We start from the raw sequence: 20142 nt of genomic DNA, 5'->3' as shown, positions 1-20142 counted from the left end.
ATCCGGCGACCTGATCAGCAACGAGGACCACGACCCGACCCTCGACTTCGGATTCGTGCGCAAGAGCGTCTCGGTGGGCGACGTGGTCTGGGTAGACCTCAACCGCGACGGCATCCTGGATGAGGGCGAGCCCGGTATCCCCGGTGTCAAGCTTGTGCTGGTGGGCCCGGATAGCGAGCCCGTGACCGACGTGTTCGGTAACCCGGTGGAGTCCACCGTGACCGACGCCGATGGCCGCTACTCGTTCGACAACCTGCCGGCTCTGGAACAGGGCGAGAGCTACACCGTCAAGATTGTTCGGGATGACCCCGCAACCATCGAGGCGCTGAAGCCCTACACCCCGACCAAGCCCGGCCAGGGCGAGGATCGCAAGCGCAACTCGTCCGACTGGGAGTCCTCGTCCGAGGGCCTGCTGGAGGACGGTGAGCACGACCCGGCGCTCGACTTCGGATTCGTAACCAAGAGCTATGCGATTGGTGACTACGTCTGGATCGACACCAACGCCAACGGAATCCAGGACGCGGACGAGAAGCCGCTGCCCGGAGTGAACGTCATCCTGACCGACGAGAACGGAACCGAGCTTGCTCGGACCACCACCAACTCGGCCGGACGTTACGTGTTCGACAACCTGCCCGCGGGCAGCTATAAGGTCCGTTTCGAGCTGACCGCCGAGCAGGCCAAGCTGTACCACTTCACCACCGCGGGCGCGGATGGCGAAAACAGCGGACGCGACTCGGACGCCGACGCGACCACCGGATGGACCCGCGTGATTGTCCTGGGAGATGACAACGTCAACCTCACCGGCGACTACACCGCGTTCAACCTGGGCGCGACCGAGGGCATCGACCCGACCTGGGACGCCGGTGTGGTGCTGAACCCCGCCGCGATCGTTCCGTCGGCCCCGGCGGAGGCCCCCACGGGCGACCGCCTGTCCTCGACCGGTGTGGACCCGAACCTGCTGTGGGGTGGTGGTGCCGCGGCACTGCTGCTGCTGGCCGGTGGAGCATTCATGCTGGCACGCGCACGTCGCAACGACGCAGCCTAGTCACACGGTTTAGCTCTTAACCTCGGGCCCCTCACCACTTGGTGAGGGGCCCGAGGTGCGTTTCCCGTCTAATTCGGCTCCGCGCGGGGTGTCCCCTAAAATTTAGGGAGTCGCGACGCGCGACGCCCGCACTGATTCAGAGGATTTCATGACGTCGACCCCCGAAAACGGTTCCGAGCCCGAGGTGTTTGCCGCGCCGGAGATTGCGGATGCAGCCACCGAGATCGCGCCGCTGGCCCCCGGGATTTCGCTTGCCGAGGATGGCGATCGCGCCCCGGTGGTGCCCAACCCCGAGGGGGTGCCCGAACAGTATCGGCCGTACCCGGTGTCGTTTGTCCGCCGCTCGGCCCGGTTGACCGCCGGCCAGGAATCTGCGATGAGTCGAGTGGGCGACGACTACCTGGTGCAGGTGCCGCGCGCTCACGCGTCCACCTCGGTGGACCCGCGGGTCAGCATCGACCTCCCCACGGTCTTTGGGCGCGAGGCCCGCACCATCGTGGAGATTGGTTCGGGGATGGGGGAGTGCGTCTCCGCCGCCGCCCTGGCCAACCCCGACAACAACTATCTGGCCCTTGAGGTGTACTGGGCGGGTCTGGCCCAGGCTATCTCGCTGGCCGACCGGGCCGGCGGCGTACCCAACCTGCGCCTGATCGAGGCCAATGCCCCCGAGATTCTGGACGCGCTGCCTGCGGCCAGCCTCGACGAAATCTGGGTGTTCTTCCCCGATCCCTGGCACAAGGCGCGGCACCACAAGCGCCGAATGGTGCAGCCCGAGTTCGCCGATCAGGTCGCCCGGGTCCTGCGTCCGGGTGGCATCTGGCGACTCGCGACCGACTGGGAACCCTATGCCGATCACATGCGTGAGGTGCTCCGTGGTCGTACCGATCTGGTACCGGTGATCCCCGAAAGCGACGGGGTTGTCGAGCGGTTTGAGGGCCGGGTCCTCACCACCTTTGAGGAGAAGGGGCGCCGCGCCGGACGCGGTGCCACCGACCTGGCCTACGTGCGAGCCTGACCAACAGAGCCGCCCGGGAACCTCTGGTTCCCGGGCGGCTCTGTTTGTGAGGGGCTAGGCATGCGCGGGTGCCGCCGCTTGTGAGGGTTTGCACAATCGCGGTTGCCGCCGCTCCGCACTCGTCAACCTACGCGGAGACCGCCTCGGTCTCACGCTTACGCGTACGCGAGCGCCAGAACACCAGCGCCGCAACCGCCGCGAGCATGCCCACGGCGACCAGGACAAACACCAGGTTGGGCACCTTGATTGCCGTCTCGGAAACCCAGGACTCGGCCCGATACTGCGTGCTCACTGTGAAGATACCGCCGAGCGATGCGGTGCCCTCGGTGACCAGGAGCAGTACGCCAATCCCGATCGAGAGCAGCCCAGAGACAACCATCCAGACCGAGTTTTCCCAGCGTCCGATCCGCACCTGACGCGGACGCAGCCAGCTCTTTTTGGCCGCGCTTATCCGGGTCCAGATCAGGGCCAGCACGCCCAGCGGCAGGGCCATGCCCAGCGCAAAGATCGCCAGCATGATGCCGCCGTACACCGGGTTGGCCCCGGTAGCCGCGACGGTCAGCACCGATCCGAGGATCGGCCCCGCACACACCCCGGCGACCCCATATACCGCGCCGAGTATGAACACAGAAACGGCCGAGGTGCCCTCGCCCACGGCCCCGCGGTTGAGACCGGGAATGTTGATCCCGATCAGCTGAAGCAGGCCGATCACGATGACGATGCCCGCGGCGACCGAGACCAGGATTCCGCGGTTCTCGGTGAGTAGGGACCCCAGCGCTCCGGCCAGCAGGCCGAGCGGGACCAGGGTCACCAGCAGTCCCAGGTAGAAGACCCCGGTGCGCTGTAAAAGCTTGGTGGGGCTAGCAAATGCATAGGCGAAGAAGGCCGGCAGCAGCATGACCGAACAGGGGCTGAACAGGGTCAGGATCCCGCCCAGCAGTGCCCCGGTGTAGCCGATATCCACGCTTAGCGTCCGACCTTCGCCAGCTCGGCCCGGATGGCTTCCTGGAAGACCGAGAGGGGCTGGGCACCCACCACAGGGGTCGAGTTGATCGCGAATACCGGGGTCGAATTCACGCCCAACGATTTACCCTCGGTGAGATCCTTGTTCACGGCGGCGGCGAGTGCCGGGCTGTCGAGGTCGGCTGTGAACTTGGCCATGTCGGGAACGCCCACCTGTTCGGCGAACGCAATCAGTGCCTCGCGCGGATAGTCGGGGTGCCCACGCTCGGGGGCGGCGGCATAAACGGCGTCGTGGTACTCCCAGAACTTGCCCTGTTCGCCGGCCGCACGAGCGGCGACGGCGGAGGCTACGGAATCCTCTCCGAAGATCGGGAAGTCGCGCCACTCCACCCGGACCAGCCCGGTATCAACAAATTCCTTCTTGATCTGGGGCATGCTGTCGCGCGAGAACACACCGCAGAAGGGGCAGCGGTAGTCGGCGAACTCGACCAGGGTGACCGGGGCGTCGATCGCGCCCATCGCCAGCGGGTCGCCGTCGATTCGACGATCCAGGGTCAGCGGTGGCTGCTCGGGCTGCGGGGCGGCGTTGTTGGTGCTCGGGCCCTGGCTCTCGGCGATCGGCGTGGTGGGGGCGGTGTCGCCGGGGCCGGTGGTTCCGGCCCAGATCATCACGCCAATGGCGGCAACCGCGAGGGTGGAACCGATGGCAATCAGGGTGGTACGACGGGTACTCATAAAAATCCTAGGGTAGGGGCATGATTTCGCGATGCGGATCAGAATGCCAAATAATTTAATGCGCAGGCCGAGCGGACGGCGCGATTCTCGATTCGCGCGCCGGCACGGATACACGGCTGCACCGGCGTGGATGCGCGGGTGTTCGCGTGCGCTGATGCGCGGGAGAGACGGTCGAAAGAGCGTCAGGCCTGAGCAGCCGGTGCGGGTTTTACGACCGTGGGGTGCGGAGTTTATGCGTCGACTACGCGAAAATCGCGGACGCTACCGGAGGATGCCTAGGTCCGGGATATCCCGAGGTCCTGGGGCAGCGGGGCTGCCGGGGTGTGCGAGTGCGTGGGGAAGACGGCCGTCACGATGGGCTCGAGTCCGAGCGCGGTGGTGGTGACGGCGTCGCCGGTGGTGATGGTGTGCTGATCCAGTGTGCGGGCGCTGGTCACGTTGTCTGGGCTCGGACCGGTCGGCGCACAGAATGGCGACGAGTCATCCACGGTTTCGGCGGCCAACGCCTCGGCCAGCCCGCGGCTGAACGCGCCCGACTCGGGGCTCAGCTCTGCGGAGCGATGCGCGGTTGAGGACGCGGAGACGATGTCATGCGAAGCGTCGGTGTGCGCGGACGCGATGTCACGCGACGCGTCAGCGTGCGCCGACACGACCGGAGATTCGGTGTTCTCGATCACGAGGTTGTGGGCCGGTGCGCGCAGCGTTTGCGCGGCGTTGGTGCAGCGCGGCGCCATCAGCGCCACCGTCACAATCGCCAGGAGCACGGTAAAAACCAGGAGCGTACGCGGGGAGAACCCGGCGATCCGCGTGGTGATCTGGCGTCTCATGGTCCCCCTTCCGGCCTCGATCAAACCCCTCCACTATAGCGGGGAAGCCTGAAGAGGCACCCGGATACTGGCAAAAGGGGACGGACGAGCACTGTCTGTCCGTGATTTCCTACGTGTGACGCTTGATGACTGCACTATATGTTCGCCGCGCGTGAGGCGGAATTTGGGGAAGTGTTTCCCATCTCGCGGGCTTTGTTACATTTGCTGGCTGAGATCTCCCCCAACGGATTCAGACGGAAGCGTAGCGTGTCCCTAACCTCCCGGGGACCCCCTCGGATGACAGAGATTAGGAGAACAAAATGAACAAACGAACGCGCATCGCTCTCGCGGTGACGCTGGCAGGTGGGCTCGCTGTCGGGGCCGCAGCGCCCGCTTTCGCTGGAACGATCGTTAACGTGGGCGGTGGGACGTGGAGCTACGGAACCGCATTCCAGGCCCCGTGGTTCAAGAACGTCTGGTCGCACTATCAGAATCAGGCCGTTACTCATTCGGCGACCGCCATTGCCGGGCCCAACACGAAATTCGTGAAGAAAGACCCGGGAGAGTTCGCAAAGGCTGAAACCCAGGCCGGTGCAAGTGAAGACGCCGCAGAATACTGGAACGTGTATCCCTAGACGGGAGCTCTCGAACGATGAAGACGATCCTGCTGGGGCTGGTCGCGTTGGTGATCTGTGCGGCATTTGGTGTGGGCTATATGAACGCCCTTAACGCCGAGCGTGCGGAGTTTGCCGACGCGGCCGCCCGAGTGGGCACACCCTTCGTCATCCCGGCGACAAGGGATGATCCCGGTCCGGTCCTTGATGCGCTCACGTCCGCCGCGCGATCCACCCGGTCCAATATCTATCGGACGGTCATCGGAGCCACACCTCAGGGAGCGAGCACCGTCACCCAGTATGTATTCCTGGCAGGTGAATCCTCTCGGGTAGTGGACACTCTTGAGGTTTCTGCGGGCCGCCTCCCCACCGCGGATGAGACGCGGGCGGGGACCGCATCCGCTGGTACAGCTCCGAGCACGCGACCGGAACGAACCGTCGGCGAGCTGCGTACACTCTGGCCGGGGGAGGAGCGGGCTTTGCGTCCCCTCGCCCGCGTGTTTGACTCGCTTCCGGCACCGGGAACCTACCTTGCCGAATGCCCCCGGCGCGACTGCGCCGCCTTCACCGATGCGCTGGCTACGGCGCTCTCGGGGGACCCGACGAAGGCACCGGTCACCGCCGCAGACCTGCGTGCGGCGCGGGTAGTGACCCTCGTTCCCACGGCGACCCAGCCGGTCTATCCGGGCATGCTCTTGGCCGCGGGCACCGTACTGGTGGCGATCCTTGCGCTCTATCGGCAGTTTCGAGAGGCCAAGCACGCCGGGGTATTGCGAATGCAGGGAATCGGGGCGACGCGGGCCTGGTGGATCATCTCGGGGCGGCCCATCGCCGGGACTGCCCTCATCACCCTCGTCCTGGGTACCGGGATAGCGGTGACTCTTCCCGGTATGCACCCGGCGGTGCTCGGCTCCCTCGCCCAGACCGTCGGGATTACGGGAGTTCTGCTGCTGGCGGTCACCGCTCCAACCATTCCCTATCTTGCTCGGTTGCGGATTGCCGAGTTCATCAAAAACCGCAGGGATACCCGTGCCATTTTTGGGCTGAGTTTAATCGCGTCCGCGACAACGGCCGTCGCGGTGATCGTGGTTGGAAGCGGGTTGTGGGCGGGGGCCGACGGTCTGAATGCCGAAGTCAAAAAGCTGGAGATTTGGGCGGCGAGTACCGAATATGGGGTGTTTGCCCCGTTGCGCAACGGTGATGAAACCCTCGACATCCAATCCGGCAGCCTGACGTTAATTGCCCGAACTGCCGGGCAACTGTATCCCCGCCTGGCTGCTCGCGGTGCGCTCTATGTCGACGCCACCAGCTATGACGAAGGTTTAGATAAAAACTCGGTTGACCCCGACGTGTTTCCGGCGCTCAAAGTCAACCCCGCTTATCTGGCGCGGTATCCGCTGAGAGATACCAACGGGCAGCGGATCCGCGTGGACGAGTCCGAGAGGGACTGGATCATTCTGGCACCGGAGAGCTATCGAGACCGTGAAGAGCAGCTCCTGGCGACGACCCGTCGCAACCGCGCAGGGGCAGCCCAAAGCAGCCAGAAGGTGCTGGGCGTGGCCGCGCCTCCGGGTGTGCAGGACCAGAGCGTACGCATTATCTGGACCAAGAACGGTCAGGACGTATTCGCATTCTCGCCCACGGTGGGCACGAAAAACGCCGGCCGGATTCGAGACCCACTGATCGAGGTGATGACCCGGGAAAACTCCACCGCATGGGACGCCGCCAACGCCATCACCGGTGGCCCAGACGGGGCGCTCCGGGTACCGCTGATTGGCGGAGACGGGCGCAAGACGCGCAGCAGTCTTGCCCCGATCCTGGCCGAATACGGTCTTGATGACAATCTGCCGAGCCTGGTGACCATTGGCGAAGCCGAGCAGGCACGGCTGGCGTATGCCCGGGATGCCCAGGTAAAGAGTGGAATGCTCGGCGGCGCGCTGATTCTGCTGTTGCTTCTGATGACGGCGCAGTCGCTCACGATTGCTCTGGAACGTTTTGCCCGTCCCATAGCCGTGCGGGGGCTACACGGTCACGGTCCCGTGCACAGATACCGGGAGCTGTTGCGCATCGGAATAATTCTGGGCTTCGTGTATCTCGCGGCTGGATCCGGATTATGGGTGCTGGATCTTCACCCGTTCTCCCCGGCTATTCCGCCCCTGGGTCAAAGCCTGACGGTGGCCGCGGGAATCTGCGTCCTTCAGGGCGTGGCCGCCGTCATCATCGTGACCAAGCGAAAGGGGATCCGCCCATGAGTGAAACACCGCTGTGTGTGGCGCGGGGCATCTCGCGGGATTTTGCAGGCCACCGGGTGCTGGACGAGTTTGACCTCACCGTCAACGCGGGGGAGATAGTCGCGGTGACCGGGCCAAGCGGCAGTGGTAAAACCACCGCGCTGAACATTCTGGGGTTACTGGAGCATTTCGACGCCGGCGAACTACAACTTTTTGGGGCACGGGCCCCGGCACCGCATACCCGGGCGGCGCGACTGCTGCTGAGGAATCGTCTGGGGTATCTCTTTCAAAACTTCGCCCTGGTGGACACCCTAGACATCCTGCATAACCTGGCGATTGCGCAGGTGTATCCGCGACGCTCGCGTGCGATCGGGCGCAGGGAACGAGCGGCGGCGCTGGAGCGGGTCGGGTTGGCACCGGATCTGAACCGTCCGATTTTCACCCTGTCCGGCGGCGAACAGCAGCGGTTGGCCATCGCCCGGCTCCTGCTGAAACCCTCGCGGCTGGTGCTGGCCGATGAACCCACCGGGTCATTGGATACACACAATCGGGACCGAATCCTCGACCTCCTGTCCGAGCTCGCTCGGGAGGGACGTGGGATCGTCCTGGTCACTCACGACCTGGAGGTGGCCGCGCGCTGTGACCGGAGGATCGACCTGCCTGCCGGATCCTCCTGACCGGCGGATCGCTCCGCTAGTCGGCGACGGCCTCCAGGGCGGGCTCACGCAGCGGGGAGGGCTGCGGGCTCAGCACTGCCGACACGATGGCCTCGATGGCGAACTCGCTGGTTTCGCCCAGCTCAATGTTGGTGGGATCCAGCAACCACTGCACCTGCAGACCATCCATCACGGCCAGGATCCCGGCACCGGCACGGTAGGCGGTCTCGGGGGTGGCAACGCCACGCTCCGCACAGATCTGGGTGAAGGCTTCAACGGCCTCCTGACGCAGGGTGCGGTAGCGGTCCTCGAAGTAGTCGCGGGCCGCATGATCGTCGGTCACCGACTCGGCCGAGAGCACGGCGTACGCCTGCACCAGACCGGCACGGTGGGCGTTGGAGAATGCGGTGCGCACCAGGTGGCGGAAGAACTCGATCCCGGTGGGGATGTGCTTCTCCTCCAGGTGGTCCACGTCAGACTCATCACGGTAGGTGAGCACCTCCATCAGGAGCTGATCCTTGGAACCGAAGTGGTGGAGGATGCCGGCGTGGGTCATGCCGACCTGCTCGGCGATATCGGTCAGGGTACCGTTTACCGAACCCTTGGAACCAAAAATATCCGTTGCTGCACGCAAAATCTCGCGTCGACGGGCGATGGTTTCCGGACGCGAACGTGTTTGCTTTTTTGCGGTGGCCACGTGGGGCACCCCCTTCAATCTGCGTCTGCATCGTTGCTTCGGCAAGTGTTGTCGAACCGTAATCAAGAGTGCACTGACCCAGTAGAACTCGAATGTTATGTGACGTGCACGGCACGTGACGCGTCTGTATTTAGGAGGATAGCGCAGACTCGAACGTGGCGCACTTGAAAACTTACTGACAAGCCGGTAACCTTTTGGAAGATTACCGGTCTCACCGGTGAAGAGCGGCCAATATCAACGCTTGTGATCCACCCGCCCCACGGGTTATGGAACACAACGAGGGCGAAGATATACGGCCATTCTCCACCACCGAGATTCAGGGATAACGACAATTTGTCTACCCGCAACGAGGCGCTTCCCGGCTCCTTCGCGCGAGCCGGATTTTTTATCGCCCCCGGCAGTTGGGTCTCACAGGGTCGCGAGCAGGTGGCGATCACGGTAGATCGGTAACCGCATTCCGATGGCGCATCACCATCGGGAACGGGTTGGAGACACAGCCCGCGGTTGGACACGCCCACTCGGGTGTCCGCACTCACAGTGAATATCCGTTTCGAAGCACGACGCTTCGAAACTCCCATCCTATGTAGGAGAGAGAAATGACGAAGAAGTCCTCTTTGGTCGCCCTGGGGCTCGCGGCCGCGCTCGCCCTGACCGGCTGTGCCGGCGGTGGCAACAACGGTGGTAACGCCGGTGAAGGTAAGGCCGGCGCTGCGCTGACCATCGCCAAGCCGGACGGTGCCATCGCTACCGAGTCGAACAACCCCTGGGTTGGCGACTCCTCGGCCCTCAAGCTCGGATACATCAACTCGATCCTCGAGCCGCTGGCCCTGATTAACCTCGCAAACCCGAGCGAAGCCGCCACCCCGTGGCTCGCCGAAAAGGTCGAGTGGTCGGAAGACTACAAGTCCGTCACCGTCACCGCTCGCGATGGCGTGAAGTGGAACGATGGCAAGGACTTCACCGCCGCCGACATCGCTTACACCTTCCAGATGTTCCTGGACCACCCCGCGCTCGACATCGACGCCATGGGCCTGACCAAGGTCACCGAAGACGGCAACAAGGTCACCCTGGACTTCGAAAACTCGATGTTCGTGAAGCAGGAGAAGGTGCTGCACAAGCGCATCGTCCCCAAGCACATCTACGAGGGCGTCAAGGACCCCGCAACCTACGACTTCAAGGAAGCCGTTGGAACCGGTCCGTACAAGCTCACCAAGTTCGACACCCAGTCCGTTGAGCTGACCGCTCGCGACGACTACTGGGGTGGCAAGCTCGCCGTCCCGAAGCTGTACTACGTGTCCTACAACGACAACACCGCTCTGACCACCGCACTGGCTAACGGCGACGCCGACTGGGCTCAGGCCTTCATCCCCAACGTGAAGTCCGCCTTCCTGGACAAGGACCCGGAGCACAACGTGCAGTGGGCCGCCGCGGGCCTCGGCATCGACGCCATGTACGTCAACACCACCAAGGCACCGTTCAACAACCTGGCATTCCGTCAGGCTGTCAACGACGTGATCGACCGTCACAAGCACCAGGAAGTCGCTCGTGAGGGCGCGGTTCCGGCGATCAAGTCGATCACCGGTCTGCCCACCCCCGCCGGTGACCCCTTCATCCAGGAAGAGTACAAGGGCAAGGACTACAAGGTTGACGTTGATGCAGCCAAGAAGATCCTGACCGACGCCGGTTACACCGGTGTGGGCACCAAGCTGGTCGACCCGCAGGGTCAGCCGGTTTCCTTCACCATCTCCGTCCCGCAGGGCTGGAACGACTACGTGACCGGCATCAGCCTGATCGCCGACTCGGTCAAGGCCCTCGGTGCCGAGGCCAAGGTTAACACCCCGGACTCCGACACCTGGTGGGACAACAAGGGTAAGGGCGACTTCGACGCGATCCTGCACTGGACCGACACCGGAGCAACCCCGTACAACATCTACAACAACACCATGGGCGGCATGTACCTGAAGCCCATCGGTGAGCAGGCCGACTTCAACTTCGGTCGCTACGACAACCCCGAGGCCACCACCGAGCTCGCCGCCTACGCTAACGCGACCGACGACGCAGCCCGCACCGCGGCCCTGGACAAGGTTCAGCAGATCTTCGTTAACGACGTTCCTGCCATGCCGATCGGTACCCGTCCCTACATCGGTTCGTACAACACCCGTAACTACGTGGGTTGGCCGAACGAGAAGGACCCGTACGCACCGGCCGACCCCACTCAGGTCAACTCGGTCCTCATCCTGACCAAGCTGAAGGCCGCCGCGAAGTAATTTCGCACCGCATCACCTTTCGTGACGGGGGTGGAGCGCACCAGCGCTCCACCCCCGCCCACGGGTTTCTCATGTCTTCCCCCATCCCCGCCTAAGACATGACGCATGACAAGAATCAGGAACGCATTGTGACCTCCGACAATCTGCTGACGGTCTCGAACTTCAGCGTGATGTACGACGTGGATCCCCCCGTCGAAGCCGTGCGAGACGTTTCGATCACGCTGAAGCGTGGCGAAATCCTCGGTCTCGCCGGTGAATCCGGCTGTGGTAAGACCACCCTCGCCTACGGTATCCAGCGGCTGCTCAAGCCGCCGGCTGTGATTACCCAGGGATCCGCCATCTTCCACGACAAGGGCGGCGAGGACATCGACCTCAACTCCCTCGATGACCAGCAGATGCGTGCGTTCCGCTGGGACAAGGCCTCGATGGTGTTCCAGGGTGCGATGAACGCCCTGAACCCCGTGGTCAACATCGGCAAGCAGCTCGGTGACGTCTTCACGACCCACCGCCCCGAGATGAACAAGGCACAGCGCACCGAGGAATCGGGACGCCTGCTGGAGATCGTCGGCGTGGGCCGCGACCGTCTGCGTGCGTTCCCCCACGAGCTCTCCGGTGGTATGCGTCAGCGCGTCATGATCGCCATGGCTCTGGCCCTCAAGCCCCAGCTGATGATCATGGACGAGCCCACCACCGCGCTGGACGTGCTGGTGCAGCGCGAAATCCTGCAGCAGATCTCCGACCTGCGCAAGGAATTCGGCTTCTCGGTGATCTTCATCACCCACGACCTTCCGCTGCTACTGGAAATCTCCGACCGTATTGCCGTGATGCGTCAGGGCAAGGTTGTTGAGATCAACACCGCCGAGCAGATCTACCACCACGCCGAGCACGAGTACACCCGTAAGCTCCTCGCGTCCTTCCCGAGCCTCACCGGCGAACGCGGCGACTTCGTGCGTGGTAAGTCCTCGGCCACCGAGACTGGAGCGTAACCGCCATGACGACCCTTGAATTCAAAGACGTCACCAAGCGCTACCGCATCCGCGGTACCGGTGACTTCCTCGCCCTGGACAAGGTGAACTTCACCCTGACCTCGGGTAAGACCATCGCCCTGGTGGGTCAGAGTGGTAGTGGTAAGTCCACGATCGCCAAGATCCTCACCCAGCTGGAGCGCGCCACCTCCGGTGAGGTGCTGCTGGATGGCGTGGCCATTCCGCGTCGCGGCCGTGCGCTGCGTAAGTACCGCCAGCAGGTTCGCATGGTCTTCCAGGACCCGTTTGCCTCGCTGAACCCGTACCACACCATCCGTCACCACATCGAGCGTCCGCTGCTGCTGGACAAGGTGGTTCCCAAGGACCAGGTCGAGGACGAGGTGTTCCGTCTGCTGGAGCGTGTGCGCCTGGAGCCAAACGACGTGATCGATCGTCGCCCGCATGAGCTCTCCGGTGGACAGCGTCAGCGTGTGGCCATCGCCCGTGCACTGGCCTCGCGCCCCTCGCTGCTGATCGCTGATGAGCCCGTCTCGATGCTTGACGTGTCGATCCGCCTCGGCGTGCTGAACCTGCTTGCCGACCTGCAGCGCGAGTCCAACCTGGGTGTGCTCTACATCACCCACGACCTCGCGACCGCCCGTCACTTCTCGGATGAGATTATGGTGCTCAACCACGGTGTCGTGGTCGAGCGCGGTAACGCCGATGATGTCATCCTGAACCCGCAGAACGCCTACACGCGTCAGCTGCGGGATGCCTCGCCCAACCCGGACAAGCACTTCGCGGCGCCCGGCACTACTTCCCCCCGGAGCTGACCCCGTGAGATTCTTCCTCCGACGCACAGCGTTCTATCTGTTCACCGCCTGGGCGGCGATCACGATCAACTTCTTCCTGCCCCGCTTCCTCAAGGGGGACCCGGTTTCGGCGTATATCGCCAAGAACCAGGGTCTGATCAGCCCGGATGCCGCAGCCTCGCTGCGCACCCTGTTTGGTCTGGACAAGAACCAGTCCATGCTCGAGCAGTACATCAGCTACTGGAAGCTGCTCTTCAGCGGCGACCTGGGCCGCTCCTTCTCCAAGGGCCTCGCACCGGTCACCGATGTGATCGCCTCGGCCCTGCCCTGGACCATCGGTCTGGTCGGTATCGCCACGATCCTGTCGTTTGTGATCGGAACCACCCTGGGTGCCTACGCCGGATGGCGTCGCGGATCCAAGGCCGACGCCCTGATCCCGATTACGACCTTCTTCTCCACCGTCCCCTACTTCTGGCTCGGCCTGATCGCCATCGCGCTGCTCGCCACCGGACTGGGCTGGTTCCCCGCATCCCATGCGTACGATAAGGGGTCTACCCCCGAATTCTCGCTGGACTTCATCGGCCAGGTCATCAACCACGGTACGCTTCCCGCGCTGACCATCGTGATCTCCTCCCTCGGTGGCTGGGTCCTGGGTATGCGTAACATGATGGTCACCGTCATGGACGAGGACTACGTGACCGTGGCGCAGGCCAAGGGTCTCTCCCCGCGCAAGGTGCTCATCAACTACGCCGCCCGCAACGCGGTCCTCCCGCAGCTGTCGAGCTTCGCGCTCTCGCTCGGATTCATCGTGGGTGGAACCCTGGTGATGGAGCTCGTATTCTCCTACCCCGGTGTGGGAAAGCTGCTGCTTGACGCCACCAACGCGAAGGACTACCCGCTCATGCAGGGTCTGTTCCTGATCATCACGTTGACCATCCTGGTGGCCAACATCCTCGCCGATGTCGCCTACGCGATTCTCGACCCGCGCACCCGTCAGTCGGAGGCCTAGACCATGACTCAGCCCGAAACCGCGGTTATCGCCGCCGTTGATACCGCGCCCCGCCCGCCGCGTAAGCAGAACTTCGCCACGAAGTTTGGGCAGGCCTTCTCGATGTTCCGCAACGGAAAGTCGATTGCCGGTCTGTGTATCCTCGGCTTCTTTGTCCTGGTGGCCATCTTTGGTGACCTGCTGGCCCCCTACGGCCCGCTGGACAAGGACTTCACCGCCCTGCGTCAGGGCCCCTCGGCCACCCACTGGCTGGGAACCACCCACATGGGTGAGGACGTCCTCAGCCAGCTGATCTACGGAACCCGCGGCGTGCTCGTGGTGGGCTTCGCGGCCGGTATTATTGCGACCCTGATCGCCGTGATCATCGGTGTGACCGCCGGATACATCGGTGGATGGAAGAGCGAGGGCCTCTCGGCCATCACCAACGTGTTCCTGGTGATCCCGGCCCTGCCGCTGATGATCATCGTGGCCTCGCAGTACGAGAACCCGAGCCTGCTGCTCATCGCCGGTGTGCTGGCGCTGACCGGTTGGGCCTGGGGTAGCCGCGTGCTGCGTGCCCAGACCATGTCGCTGCGTAACCGGGACTTCGTCCAGGCAGCCCGCGCCAACGGTGAGCCGCTGTACCGCATCATCGCGGTGGAGATGCTCCCCAACCTGATCGCGATCATCGCCTCCTCCTTCGTGGGAACCGTGACCGCCGCGGTCCTCGGCCTCACCACCCTGGCCTTCATCGGTGTGATTCCGATCACCAACCTGAACTGGGGAACGATCCTGTTCTGGGCACAGCAGAACGGTGCCTTCCCGGACTTCTGGTGGTGGTACGTTCCCGCCGGTCTCTGCATCGCGCTGCTGGGTATGGCCCTCTCGCTGATCAACTTCGGTATCGACGAGTACGTGAACCCGCGCCTGCGTAGCGCCGGTGAGCGTGCCCGCGAGATGCGCAAGAAGGGCATCAAGGTGTCCTCGAGCGTGACCGCCGTGCGGACCACGACCCCGTCGGGTAGTGATCCGGGCAGCGGGGAAGCCTCGGCTCCCAAACACGCTAGCCCCGCGGCCGACGCGGATGTGGTCACCCCGGTGACCCCGCCCGCCCCCGCATCGCCGGACGACACCACCGCCCGGTAATCAGACCAATCGGCCCCCTTCTCCCGATGGAGGAGGGGGCCCTTTGCGGAGCGGCTGGCCCGCTCCCGACTCCCGCACCAACCCGGTCGGCCCCCGACCATCTAAGGACTTACGTTTCATGACTACGCTTCCGTACCTGAACCCCGACCTCACGATTGCCGAGCGGGTAGAAGACCTGCTGGGTCGAATGACCCGCGAGCAGAAGGTGGGGCAGATGCTCCAGCTGGATGCGCGTGATGACCTGGACGATCACGTCCTGGGCAAGCACGTCGGCTCGATCCTGCACACCTCGCCCGAGCGGGTGGTTCGTGCGCACGAGCTGACCGCCGAGACCGAGCTGCGGATTCCGCTGCTGGTGGGTGAGGACTGCATCCACGGAAACTCCTTCTGGAAGGGTGCCACGATCTTCCCGACCCAGCTGGGTATGGCCGGCACCTGGAACGCCGAGCTGACCGAGCAGGTTGCCCGGATCACCGCCGTGGAGACCGCCACCACCGGCGTGCACTGGACCTTCTCCCCGGTGCTGTGCATCGCCCGCGACCTCCGCTGGGGCCGCGTGGATGAGACCTTCGGTGAGGACCCGCACCTGATCGGTGAGCTGGCCTCGGCGATGGTTCGTGGCTACCAGGGCAAGGGCCTGAACGACCCCTCGGCGATCCTCGCGACCGCCAAGCACTTCGCCGGATACTCGGAGACCCAGGGTGGCCGCGACGCCTCCGAGGCCGATATCTCCCCGCGTAAGCTGCGCTCCTGGTTCCTGCCGCCGTTCGAGCGCGTCGCTCGCGAGGGTTGCCGCACCTTCATGCTCGGCTACCAGAGCACCGATGGTGTGCCGATCACCGTGAACGACTGGCTGCTGAACGACGTGCTGCGTGGCGAGTGGGGCTACACCGGAACCCTGATCACCGACTGGGACAACGTGGGCCGTATGGTCTGGGAGCAGCAGGTTCAGCCGGACTACGCCCACGCCGCTGCCGCCGCCGTCAAGGCCGGTAACGACATGGTTATGACCACCCCGAAGTTCTTCGAGGGTGCCCTCGAAGCCATCGAGAAGGGCATGCTGACCGAGGACGAGCTGCACCCCGCGGTCGCCCGCATCCTGACCCTGAAGTTTGAACTCGGCCTGTTCGAGAACCCGCGTCACCCCGACGTGGCCGCTCAGGAGGCCCTGGTGGGTCACGAGGACCACACCGCACTGAACCTCGAGGTGGCTCGCCACTCGCTGGTGCTGCTGAACAACGACGGCGTCCTGCCGCTCGAGGGCGGCTTCGTTGCCGATGAGTCGGGCCGTTCGGTTCCGACCGGTGCCGCCAAGAAGATCGCCGTGGTTGGTCCGCTGGCCGATGACGCGCAGACCCAGCTGGGCGACTGGGCGGGTAACTCCGGCCAGGCTGGTTGGTTCCCCGAGGGCCACCCGCGCGAGATGATCACCACCGTGCTGGATGGTCTGCGTGCGCACACCCCCGCCGACTGGAGCGTGTCCTACACCCAGGGTGCCGACATCCTGACCCTGGCCGCCGACCCCGAGGGCGAGTTCTTCCCCGATGGTCAGCCGCGCCCGCAGGTTGTGGTTCCGGTGGCCCCGGACGCCGCCCAGATCGCCGAGGCCGTGGCCGCCGCGAAGGACGCCGACTACGTCGTCGCCGTTGTGGGTGACCGTATCGAGCTCGTGGGTGAGGGCCGTTCGACCGCGACCCTGGAGCTCATCGGTGGCCAGATCGCCCTGCTGGATGCCCTGGCCGAGACCGGCACCCCGATGATCGTGGTCCTGCTGGCTTCCAAGCCGCTGGTGCTGCCGGAGTCGGCCCTGAACGCCGCCGCGCTGCTCTGGGTCGCAAACCCGGGTATGCAGGGTGGCCGCGCGATCGCCGAGCTGGCCCTCGGCCTGATCGAGCCCGCCGGACGTCTGCCGATCTCGTTCGCCCGTCACTCGGGTCAGCAGCCGACCTACTACAACCAGATCCGTGGCCAGCACGGTAACCGCTACGCCGACCTGACCCAGACCCCGGCATTCCAGTTCGGACAGGGCCTGTCGTACACCACGGTGGAGTACTCCGACCTGGTGATCGCGGACACCAACCTGACCGCCGCCGACACCGTGCGTGCAACCCTGACCCTGACCAACACCGGTGCACGCCCCTCGCGGGAGACCGTGCAGGTCTACGTCAGTGACACCGTGACCTCGGTCAGCTGGGCCGACCAGGAGCTGAAGACCTTCACCCAGGTGGATGTCGCTCCCGGTGAGTCGAAGCAGGTCTCGATCGAGCTGCCGGCATCCGAGTGCACCATCGTGGATGCCAAGGGTAACCGCATCGTTGAGGCCGGTGCCTTCGAGCTGCGCGTGGGTAAGTCCTCGCGCTCCGAGGATGTGCTGCGCGCGACCTTCACCATCGCGTAGCTTCTGGCAGACACAGCGGCGGCCCCGGGGAGATCCCCGGGGCCGCCGTTTGTCTACCTGGCTGGTACCTGTTGAACCCCGAGCTCGCGAGCTGACGGCCCCTGTGCCTCCCGCCTAGCGGAAGTCTCCCACCGGGCGATTATCCAACCGCACAGTTCGGAGCTTGTCCTCGGTGGCGATGCGGATCAGCACCTCGCCGACGGCATCGGTGGCCGCGGTATCCCCGCGGAACTCCTCACGCAGCCATACTTTGAGACCACCCGGCGCAAACTCGACGCGCTGAACCCTGTCGGTGGCCGCAATACTGCGATACCGCTCGATCACGGCGGGGAAGGGATTGTTGGTGGGGGAGAGGCTCTGCTTGGGCGCGGTTCCCACACCCAGCTCGGGTGCCGTGGGGCCGCCATCGGCGACCTCGAACCGCACGGACACGTCACCCACCCCGTGCTCGGCCAATGCCGTGCTCGCCGAGTCCAGCGCGGCAACATCGGGGACACTCAGCTGGATCGAATTGCTCAGCGCCGTGACCTGCACGCCGAGATTTTCGGTAGCCCAGTTGCGCAGTGCGATGGCGTCGGCGGTGGGAACCGCGCCGCCCGCGCCCACGGACCCTGTGGCCGCCACGATGCCGTGTGTGCGGTAAAGGTCGGGTGAGCGTTCGGTGAGGAACGCGGTGATGGCTGCCGGATCGGCCTCGCCCACGGTGCCGAGGGTCAGCTTCTGCGCGAAGTCGACCGAGGCGAGGGGGAATCGCTCGTTTAGCGCGGCAAGATCTGACAGAACCGTGTCGCGTTCCTCGGTATCGAGGGTCTGAAGGCGAAGGTCCTGCCCGGAGAACTCCGTGGTGGTATCGCCCAGGGAGGCGCTGAGTGCCTGGGCAAGAGCCAGGTCCTGGACGATGGTCTGATCGGTGGTCAGCTTTATCCGCAGGTCCGCCTGGGCGGGGTTGGGTGTGGCCGAGGCGGATTCGGCTCGCTGGCTCTGGCGAACCTGGACCGAGGAGGCCGTTCCCAGGGAATCGGCTGCGGCGACAGTCTTGAGGGGGTCGAAATGCTCCGGCGGGCAGGGTGTGGAGTCCACCTCGAGCGTGGAATGGTCACCGGTCAGGGTATATCCGAAGCTGAGGGGGATCCCCGCTGGCTGTTGGCACACCACGGATGTGAGCGTTTCAAAGGTGTCAGGCTCGGCGGGCAGCGCTACCTTCACCCAGCCGTTTTTCTGCCAGGGTAGGGGCGAGGTGGTGCCGGATTCGAACGAGGTCAGGCCGGGAACCTGCTGAACGGCTCGGGTGAAGGCCGTGAACTCCTTCTCCCCGGATGTCCCGCATCCGGTCAGCCCCACAACCCCGAGGCTGACCAGGGCGATGGAGGCGAGAGTGCGGGGGCCGCGTGGAGCCGAGCTGATCAACATACCTAGAGCCTAACCCCCGTTATGTACTGAGGTGAGAGGGCGACTTGATACCGCCCAGTTTTGGCGAGTTCACCACACCCGAGAGATCAGCGGTAGCCGTCTACTGGCACACCGTCCATCCACAGCACCGACAGGGCACCCTCCTCGGCGATGCCGCGCATGACGGCGCGGACGGTCTCGCTCGCGCTCTCGTCACCCACGGCCGAAGGGAGGAGCCAGACCTTGAGCGATCCGCGGCCGGCCTCAACCCGGCGCACCTTCTCGGTGTGCGCGAGCGCCCGGAACCGTTCGGTGAGCACCGGGAAGGGGTTATCACCGGGCGTGGTGCCCGGCCGGATCGTGTTGGGGACCGAAACAAACTCGGGCACCCCGGCACCCGCAGCCGGGGTGATCATGACCACGCCAACCAGGTCGGTGCCGTGTTCGGCAATCTGTCGGCTGACGGTGTCGACTTCATCCACGTTGGGCAGTCTGAGCGTCAGCGTGTTTTCGGACACTCCGCCGGTGATTCCGAGGGTGTTATTCACCCAGGTTTGCAGGGCGAGAGCCGCGTCGGTGGGCGGTGCCACAGCGGCATCGGGGACCCCGATCCGAGAGATGATCGAATGGTCTCGATAGAGATCGGGGGAGCGGGCGGTGAGGAACGCGACGATGCCCGCGGTGTCGGGTTCGCTCACGGTGTCGAGCGTCAGAGTATCGGCGAACGTCGCGCTCAGCAGCGGAACCGTCTCGTTCAGTGCCGCCAGGTCGGAGGCCAGTGTGGTGACCTCGGCGGCGGATTCGGTGCTGGCGCGGAGGTGATCGCCCTCGATTTCGAGGGTGTTATCGGGCAGCTGCGGGGCGATGGCGGCGAACAGCGCAAACGTGTCTGCCGGATCGTTTCCGGTATCCAGCCGAACACGCTGCGTGAATGGTTGGTCCGAGGAGGTGGGGGACGGGGCGAGACCGGGGCTGAGGTTCCCGATGGAGAGTGTTGTTTTTGTCTCCACCGAATCGGCAGCGGCGACGATTTTCAGCGGGTCGAACTTCTGGGTGGTGCAGGGGAAGTCCTGCACGGTGAACGCGGTGTGCTCACCGGTCACCGTGTACTCGAACGTGGTGGCAATGCCACGATCCTTGCCGCAGGTAGCCGCGACCAGGGCGTCGTAGACGCCCCGGTCCGCGGGCAGTTCAACCTGGATGCGCCCGGTGGGGACCAGGGGAACCGCCCGCGAGAGCCCCGACTCGAAGTGAGTGAGACCGGGGACCTGTTCGATGCCGTGCCGATAGGTGTTGAAGGCTTCCTCATTATTCCCGGCGCAGGCCGTCAGCCCGAGCACTCCCAGCCCGAGGACGGTGACGGCGGCGAGGAAACGGGTTGGGGGCGTGGCTACGGGGCGAGGCATACCCAGAGC

Annotated in this window: 17 protein-coding genes; 11 read left to right on the top strand and 6 right to left on the bottom strand. The window is 64.7% G+C overall.

What is annotated here, in order from left to right; translation table 11 throughout:
- On the top strand, positions 1-1045 hold a 1045-nt coding region (locus D9V34_RS02160), incomplete at its 5' end, for an SdrD B-like domain-containing protein (protein WP_183091800.1).
- A gap of 148 nt (positions 1046-1193) precedes the next feature.
- Positions 1194-2060 carry a tRNA (guanosine(46)-N7)-methyltransferase TrmB gene (gene trmB / locus D9V34_RS02155; protein ID WP_121687294.1) on the top strand — a complete coding sequence of 289 codons (867 nt, stop codon included), beginning with the start codon at positions 1194-1196 and terminating at the stop codon, positions 2058-2060.
- A 127-nt stretch (positions 2061-2187) separates the two neighbouring features.
- Here the strand turns inward: trmB and D9V34_RS02150 are convergent, their stop codons facing one another.
- The 3 genes from D9V34_RS02150 to D9V34_RS02140 form a co-directional block, all read right to left on the bottom strand.
- Positions 2188-3024: a cytochrome c biogenesis CcdA family protein gene (locus tag D9V34_RS02150; protein WP_121687293.1), complete on the bottom strand. Its 837-nt coding sequence runs from the start codon at positions 3022-3024 to the stop codon at positions 2188-2190.
- Positions 3025-3026: 2 nt separating this feature from the next.
- A complete protein-coding gene (locus D9V34_RS02145; protein WP_121687292.1) occupies positions 3027-3758 on the bottom strand; it encodes a DsbA family protein in 732 nt (243 codons plus the stop codon).
- A gap of 275 nt (positions 3759-4033) precedes the next feature.
- A complete protein-coding gene (locus tag D9V34_RS02140) occupies positions 4034-4585 on the bottom strand; it encodes a hypothetical protein (protein WP_121687291.1) in 552 nt (183 codons plus the stop codon).
- A 299-nt stretch (positions 4586-4884) separates the two neighbouring features.
- Between D9V34_RS02140 and D9V34_RS02135 the strand changes: the two genes are divergently transcribed.
- Genes D9V34_RS02135 through D9V34_RS02125 form a run of 3 tightly spaced genes read left to right on the top strand, consistent with a single transcriptional unit; the run spans position 4885 to position 8086 of the window.
- Positions 4885-5199: a lactococcin 972 family bacteriocin gene (locus tag D9V34_RS02135; protein ID WP_121687290.1), complete on the top strand. Its 315-nt coding sequence runs from the start codon at positions 4885-4887 to the stop codon at positions 5197-5199.
- Positions 5200-5216: 17 nt separating this feature from the next.
- Complete coding sequence (locus D9V34_RS02130) at positions 5217-7430, top strand: hypothetical protein (protein WP_121687289.1); 2214 nt, start codon at positions 5217-5219, stop codon at positions 7428-7430.
- Positions 7427-8086 (top strand): ABC transporter ATP-binding protein, encoded by a 660-nt coding sequence (locus tag D9V34_RS02125; RefSeq protein WP_121687288.1) that lies wholly within the window; start codon positions 7427-7429, stop codon positions 8084-8086. The genes D9V34_RS02130 and D9V34_RS02125 overlap by 4 nt, the downstream gene beginning before the upstream one ends.
- A gap of 16 nt (positions 8087-8102) precedes the next feature.
- Here the strand turns inward: D9V34_RS02125 and D9V34_RS02120 are convergent, their stop codons facing one another.
- On the bottom strand, positions 8103-8762 hold the full coding sequence (locus tag D9V34_RS02120; RefSeq protein WP_121687287.1) for a TetR/AcrR family transcriptional regulator: 660 nt from the start codon (positions 8760-8762) through the stop codon (positions 8103-8105).
- Between the two features lie 596 nt (positions 8763-9358).
- Between D9V34_RS02120 and D9V34_RS02115 the strand changes: the two genes are divergently transcribed.
- The 6 genes from D9V34_RS02115 to D9V34_RS02090 all read left to right on the top strand — a co-directional run bounded on the left by D9V34_RS02115 (position 9359) and on the right by D9V34_RS02090 (position 17338).
- Positions 9359-11029, top strand: a complete 1671-nt coding sequence (locus tag D9V34_RS02115; protein ID WP_121687286.1) for an ABC transporter substrate-binding protein — start codon at positions 9359-9361, stop codon at positions 11027-11029.
- Positions 11030-11127: 98 nt separating this feature from the next.
- Positions 11128-12015 carry an ABC transporter ATP-binding protein gene (locus D9V34_RS02110; RefSeq protein WP_121687285.1) on the top strand — a complete coding sequence of 296 codons (888 nt, stop codon included), beginning with the start codon at positions 11128-11130 and terminating at the stop codon, positions 12013-12015.
- A gap of 5 nt (positions 12016-12020) precedes the next feature.
- Positions 12021-12827: an ABC transporter ATP-binding protein gene (locus D9V34_RS02105; protein ID WP_121687284.1), complete on the top strand. Its 807-nt coding sequence runs from the start codon at positions 12021-12023 to the stop codon at positions 12825-12827.
- A 4-nt stretch (positions 12828-12831) separates the two neighbouring features.
- Positions 12832-13815, top strand: a complete 984-nt coding sequence (locus D9V34_RS02100) for an ABC transporter permease (RefSeq protein WP_183091799.1) — start codon at positions 12832-12834, stop codon at positions 13813-13815.
- A 3-nt stretch (positions 13816-13818) separates the two neighbouring features.
- A complete protein-coding gene (locus D9V34_RS02095; protein WP_121687282.1) occupies positions 13819-14940 on the top strand; it encodes an ABC transporter permease in 1122 nt (373 codons plus the stop codon).
- 118 nt (positions 14941-15058) lie between these two features.
- Positions 15059-17338 (top strand): exo-beta-d-1,3/1,6-glucosidase, encoded by a 2280-nt coding sequence (locus tag D9V34_RS02090; protein WP_121687281.1) that lies wholly within the window; start codon positions 15059-15061, stop codon positions 17336-17338.
- Positions 17339-17452: 114 nt separating this feature from the next.
- Here the strand turns inward: D9V34_RS02090 and D9V34_RS02085 are convergent, their stop codons facing one another.
- Positions 17453-18748 carry a hypothetical protein gene (locus tag D9V34_RS02085; RefSeq protein WP_121687280.1) on the bottom strand — a complete coding sequence of 432 codons (1296 nt, stop codon included), beginning with the start codon at positions 18746-18748 and terminating at the stop codon, positions 17453-17455.
- Positions 18749-18834: 86 nt separating this feature from the next.
- Positions 18835-20133, bottom strand: coding sequence for a hypothetical protein (locus D9V34_RS02080; protein WP_121687279.1), 1299 nt, complete (start codon positions 20131-20133; stop codon positions 18835-18837).
- Positions 20134-20142 lie beyond the last annotated feature (9 nt).

The sequence above is a fragment of the Mycetocola lacteus genome (assembly GCF_003667575.1).
Lineage (GTDB): Bacteria > Actinomycetota > Actinomycetes > Actinomycetales > Microbacteriaceae > Mycetocola > Mycetocola lacteus.
Note: the sequence above shows the minus strand (reverse complement) of the source record. Positions and strands in the feature narration are given on the sequence as shown.

Excerpts from the sequence above, each read along its gene's own strand:
- trmB (WP_121687294.1), top strand. The coding sequence starts at position 1,194 with ATGACGTCGACCCCCGAAAACGGTTCCGAGCCCGAGGTGTTTGCCGCG.
- D9V34_RS02145 (WP_121687292.1), bottom strand. The coding sequence starts at position 3,758 with ATGAGTACCCGTCGTACCACCCTGATTGCCATCGGTTCCACCCTCGCG.
- D9V34_RS02140 (WP_121687291.1), bottom strand. The coding sequence starts at position 4,585 with ATGAGACGCCAGATCACCACGCGGATCGCCGGGTTCTCCCCGCGTACG.
- D9V34_RS02135 (WP_121687290.1), top strand. The coding sequence starts at position 4,885 with ATGAACAAACGAACGCGCATCGCTCTCGCGGTGACGCTGGCAGGTGGG.
- D9V34_RS02130 (WP_121687289.1), top strand. The coding sequence starts at position 5,217 with ATGAAGACGATCCTGCTGGGGCTGGTCGCGTTGGTGATCTGTGCGGCA.
- D9V34_RS02125 (WP_121687288.1), top strand. The coding sequence starts at position 7,427 with ATGAGTGAAACACCGCTGTGTGTGGCGCGGGGCATCTCGCGGGATTTT.
- D9V34_RS02115 (WP_121687286.1), top strand. The coding sequence starts at position 9,359 with ATGACGAAGAAGTCCTCTTTGGTCGCCCTGGGGCTCGCGGCCGCGCTC.
- D9V34_RS02110 (WP_121687285.1), top strand. The coding sequence starts at position 11,128 with ATGACGCATGACAAGAATCAGGAACGCATTGTGACCTCCGACAATCTG.
- D9V34_RS02105 (WP_121687284.1), top strand. The coding sequence starts at position 12,021 with ATGACGACCCTTGAATTCAAAGACGTCACCAAGCGCTACCGCATCCGC.
- D9V34_RS02095 (WP_121687282.1), top strand. The coding sequence starts at position 13,819 with ATGACTCAGCCCGAAACCGCGGTTATCGCCGCCGTTGATACCGCGCCC.
- D9V34_RS02090 (WP_121687281.1), top strand. The coding sequence starts at position 15,059 with ATGACTACGCTTCCGTACCTGAACCCCGACCTCACGATTGCCGAGCGG.
- D9V34_RS02085 (WP_121687280.1), bottom strand. The coding sequence starts at position 18,748 with ATGTTGATCAGCTCGGCTCCACGCGGCCCCCGCACTCTCGCCTCCATC.
- D9V34_RS02080 (WP_121687279.1), bottom strand. The coding sequence starts at position 20,133 with ATGCCTCGCCCCGTAGCCACGCCCCCAACCCGTTTCCTCGCCGCCGTC.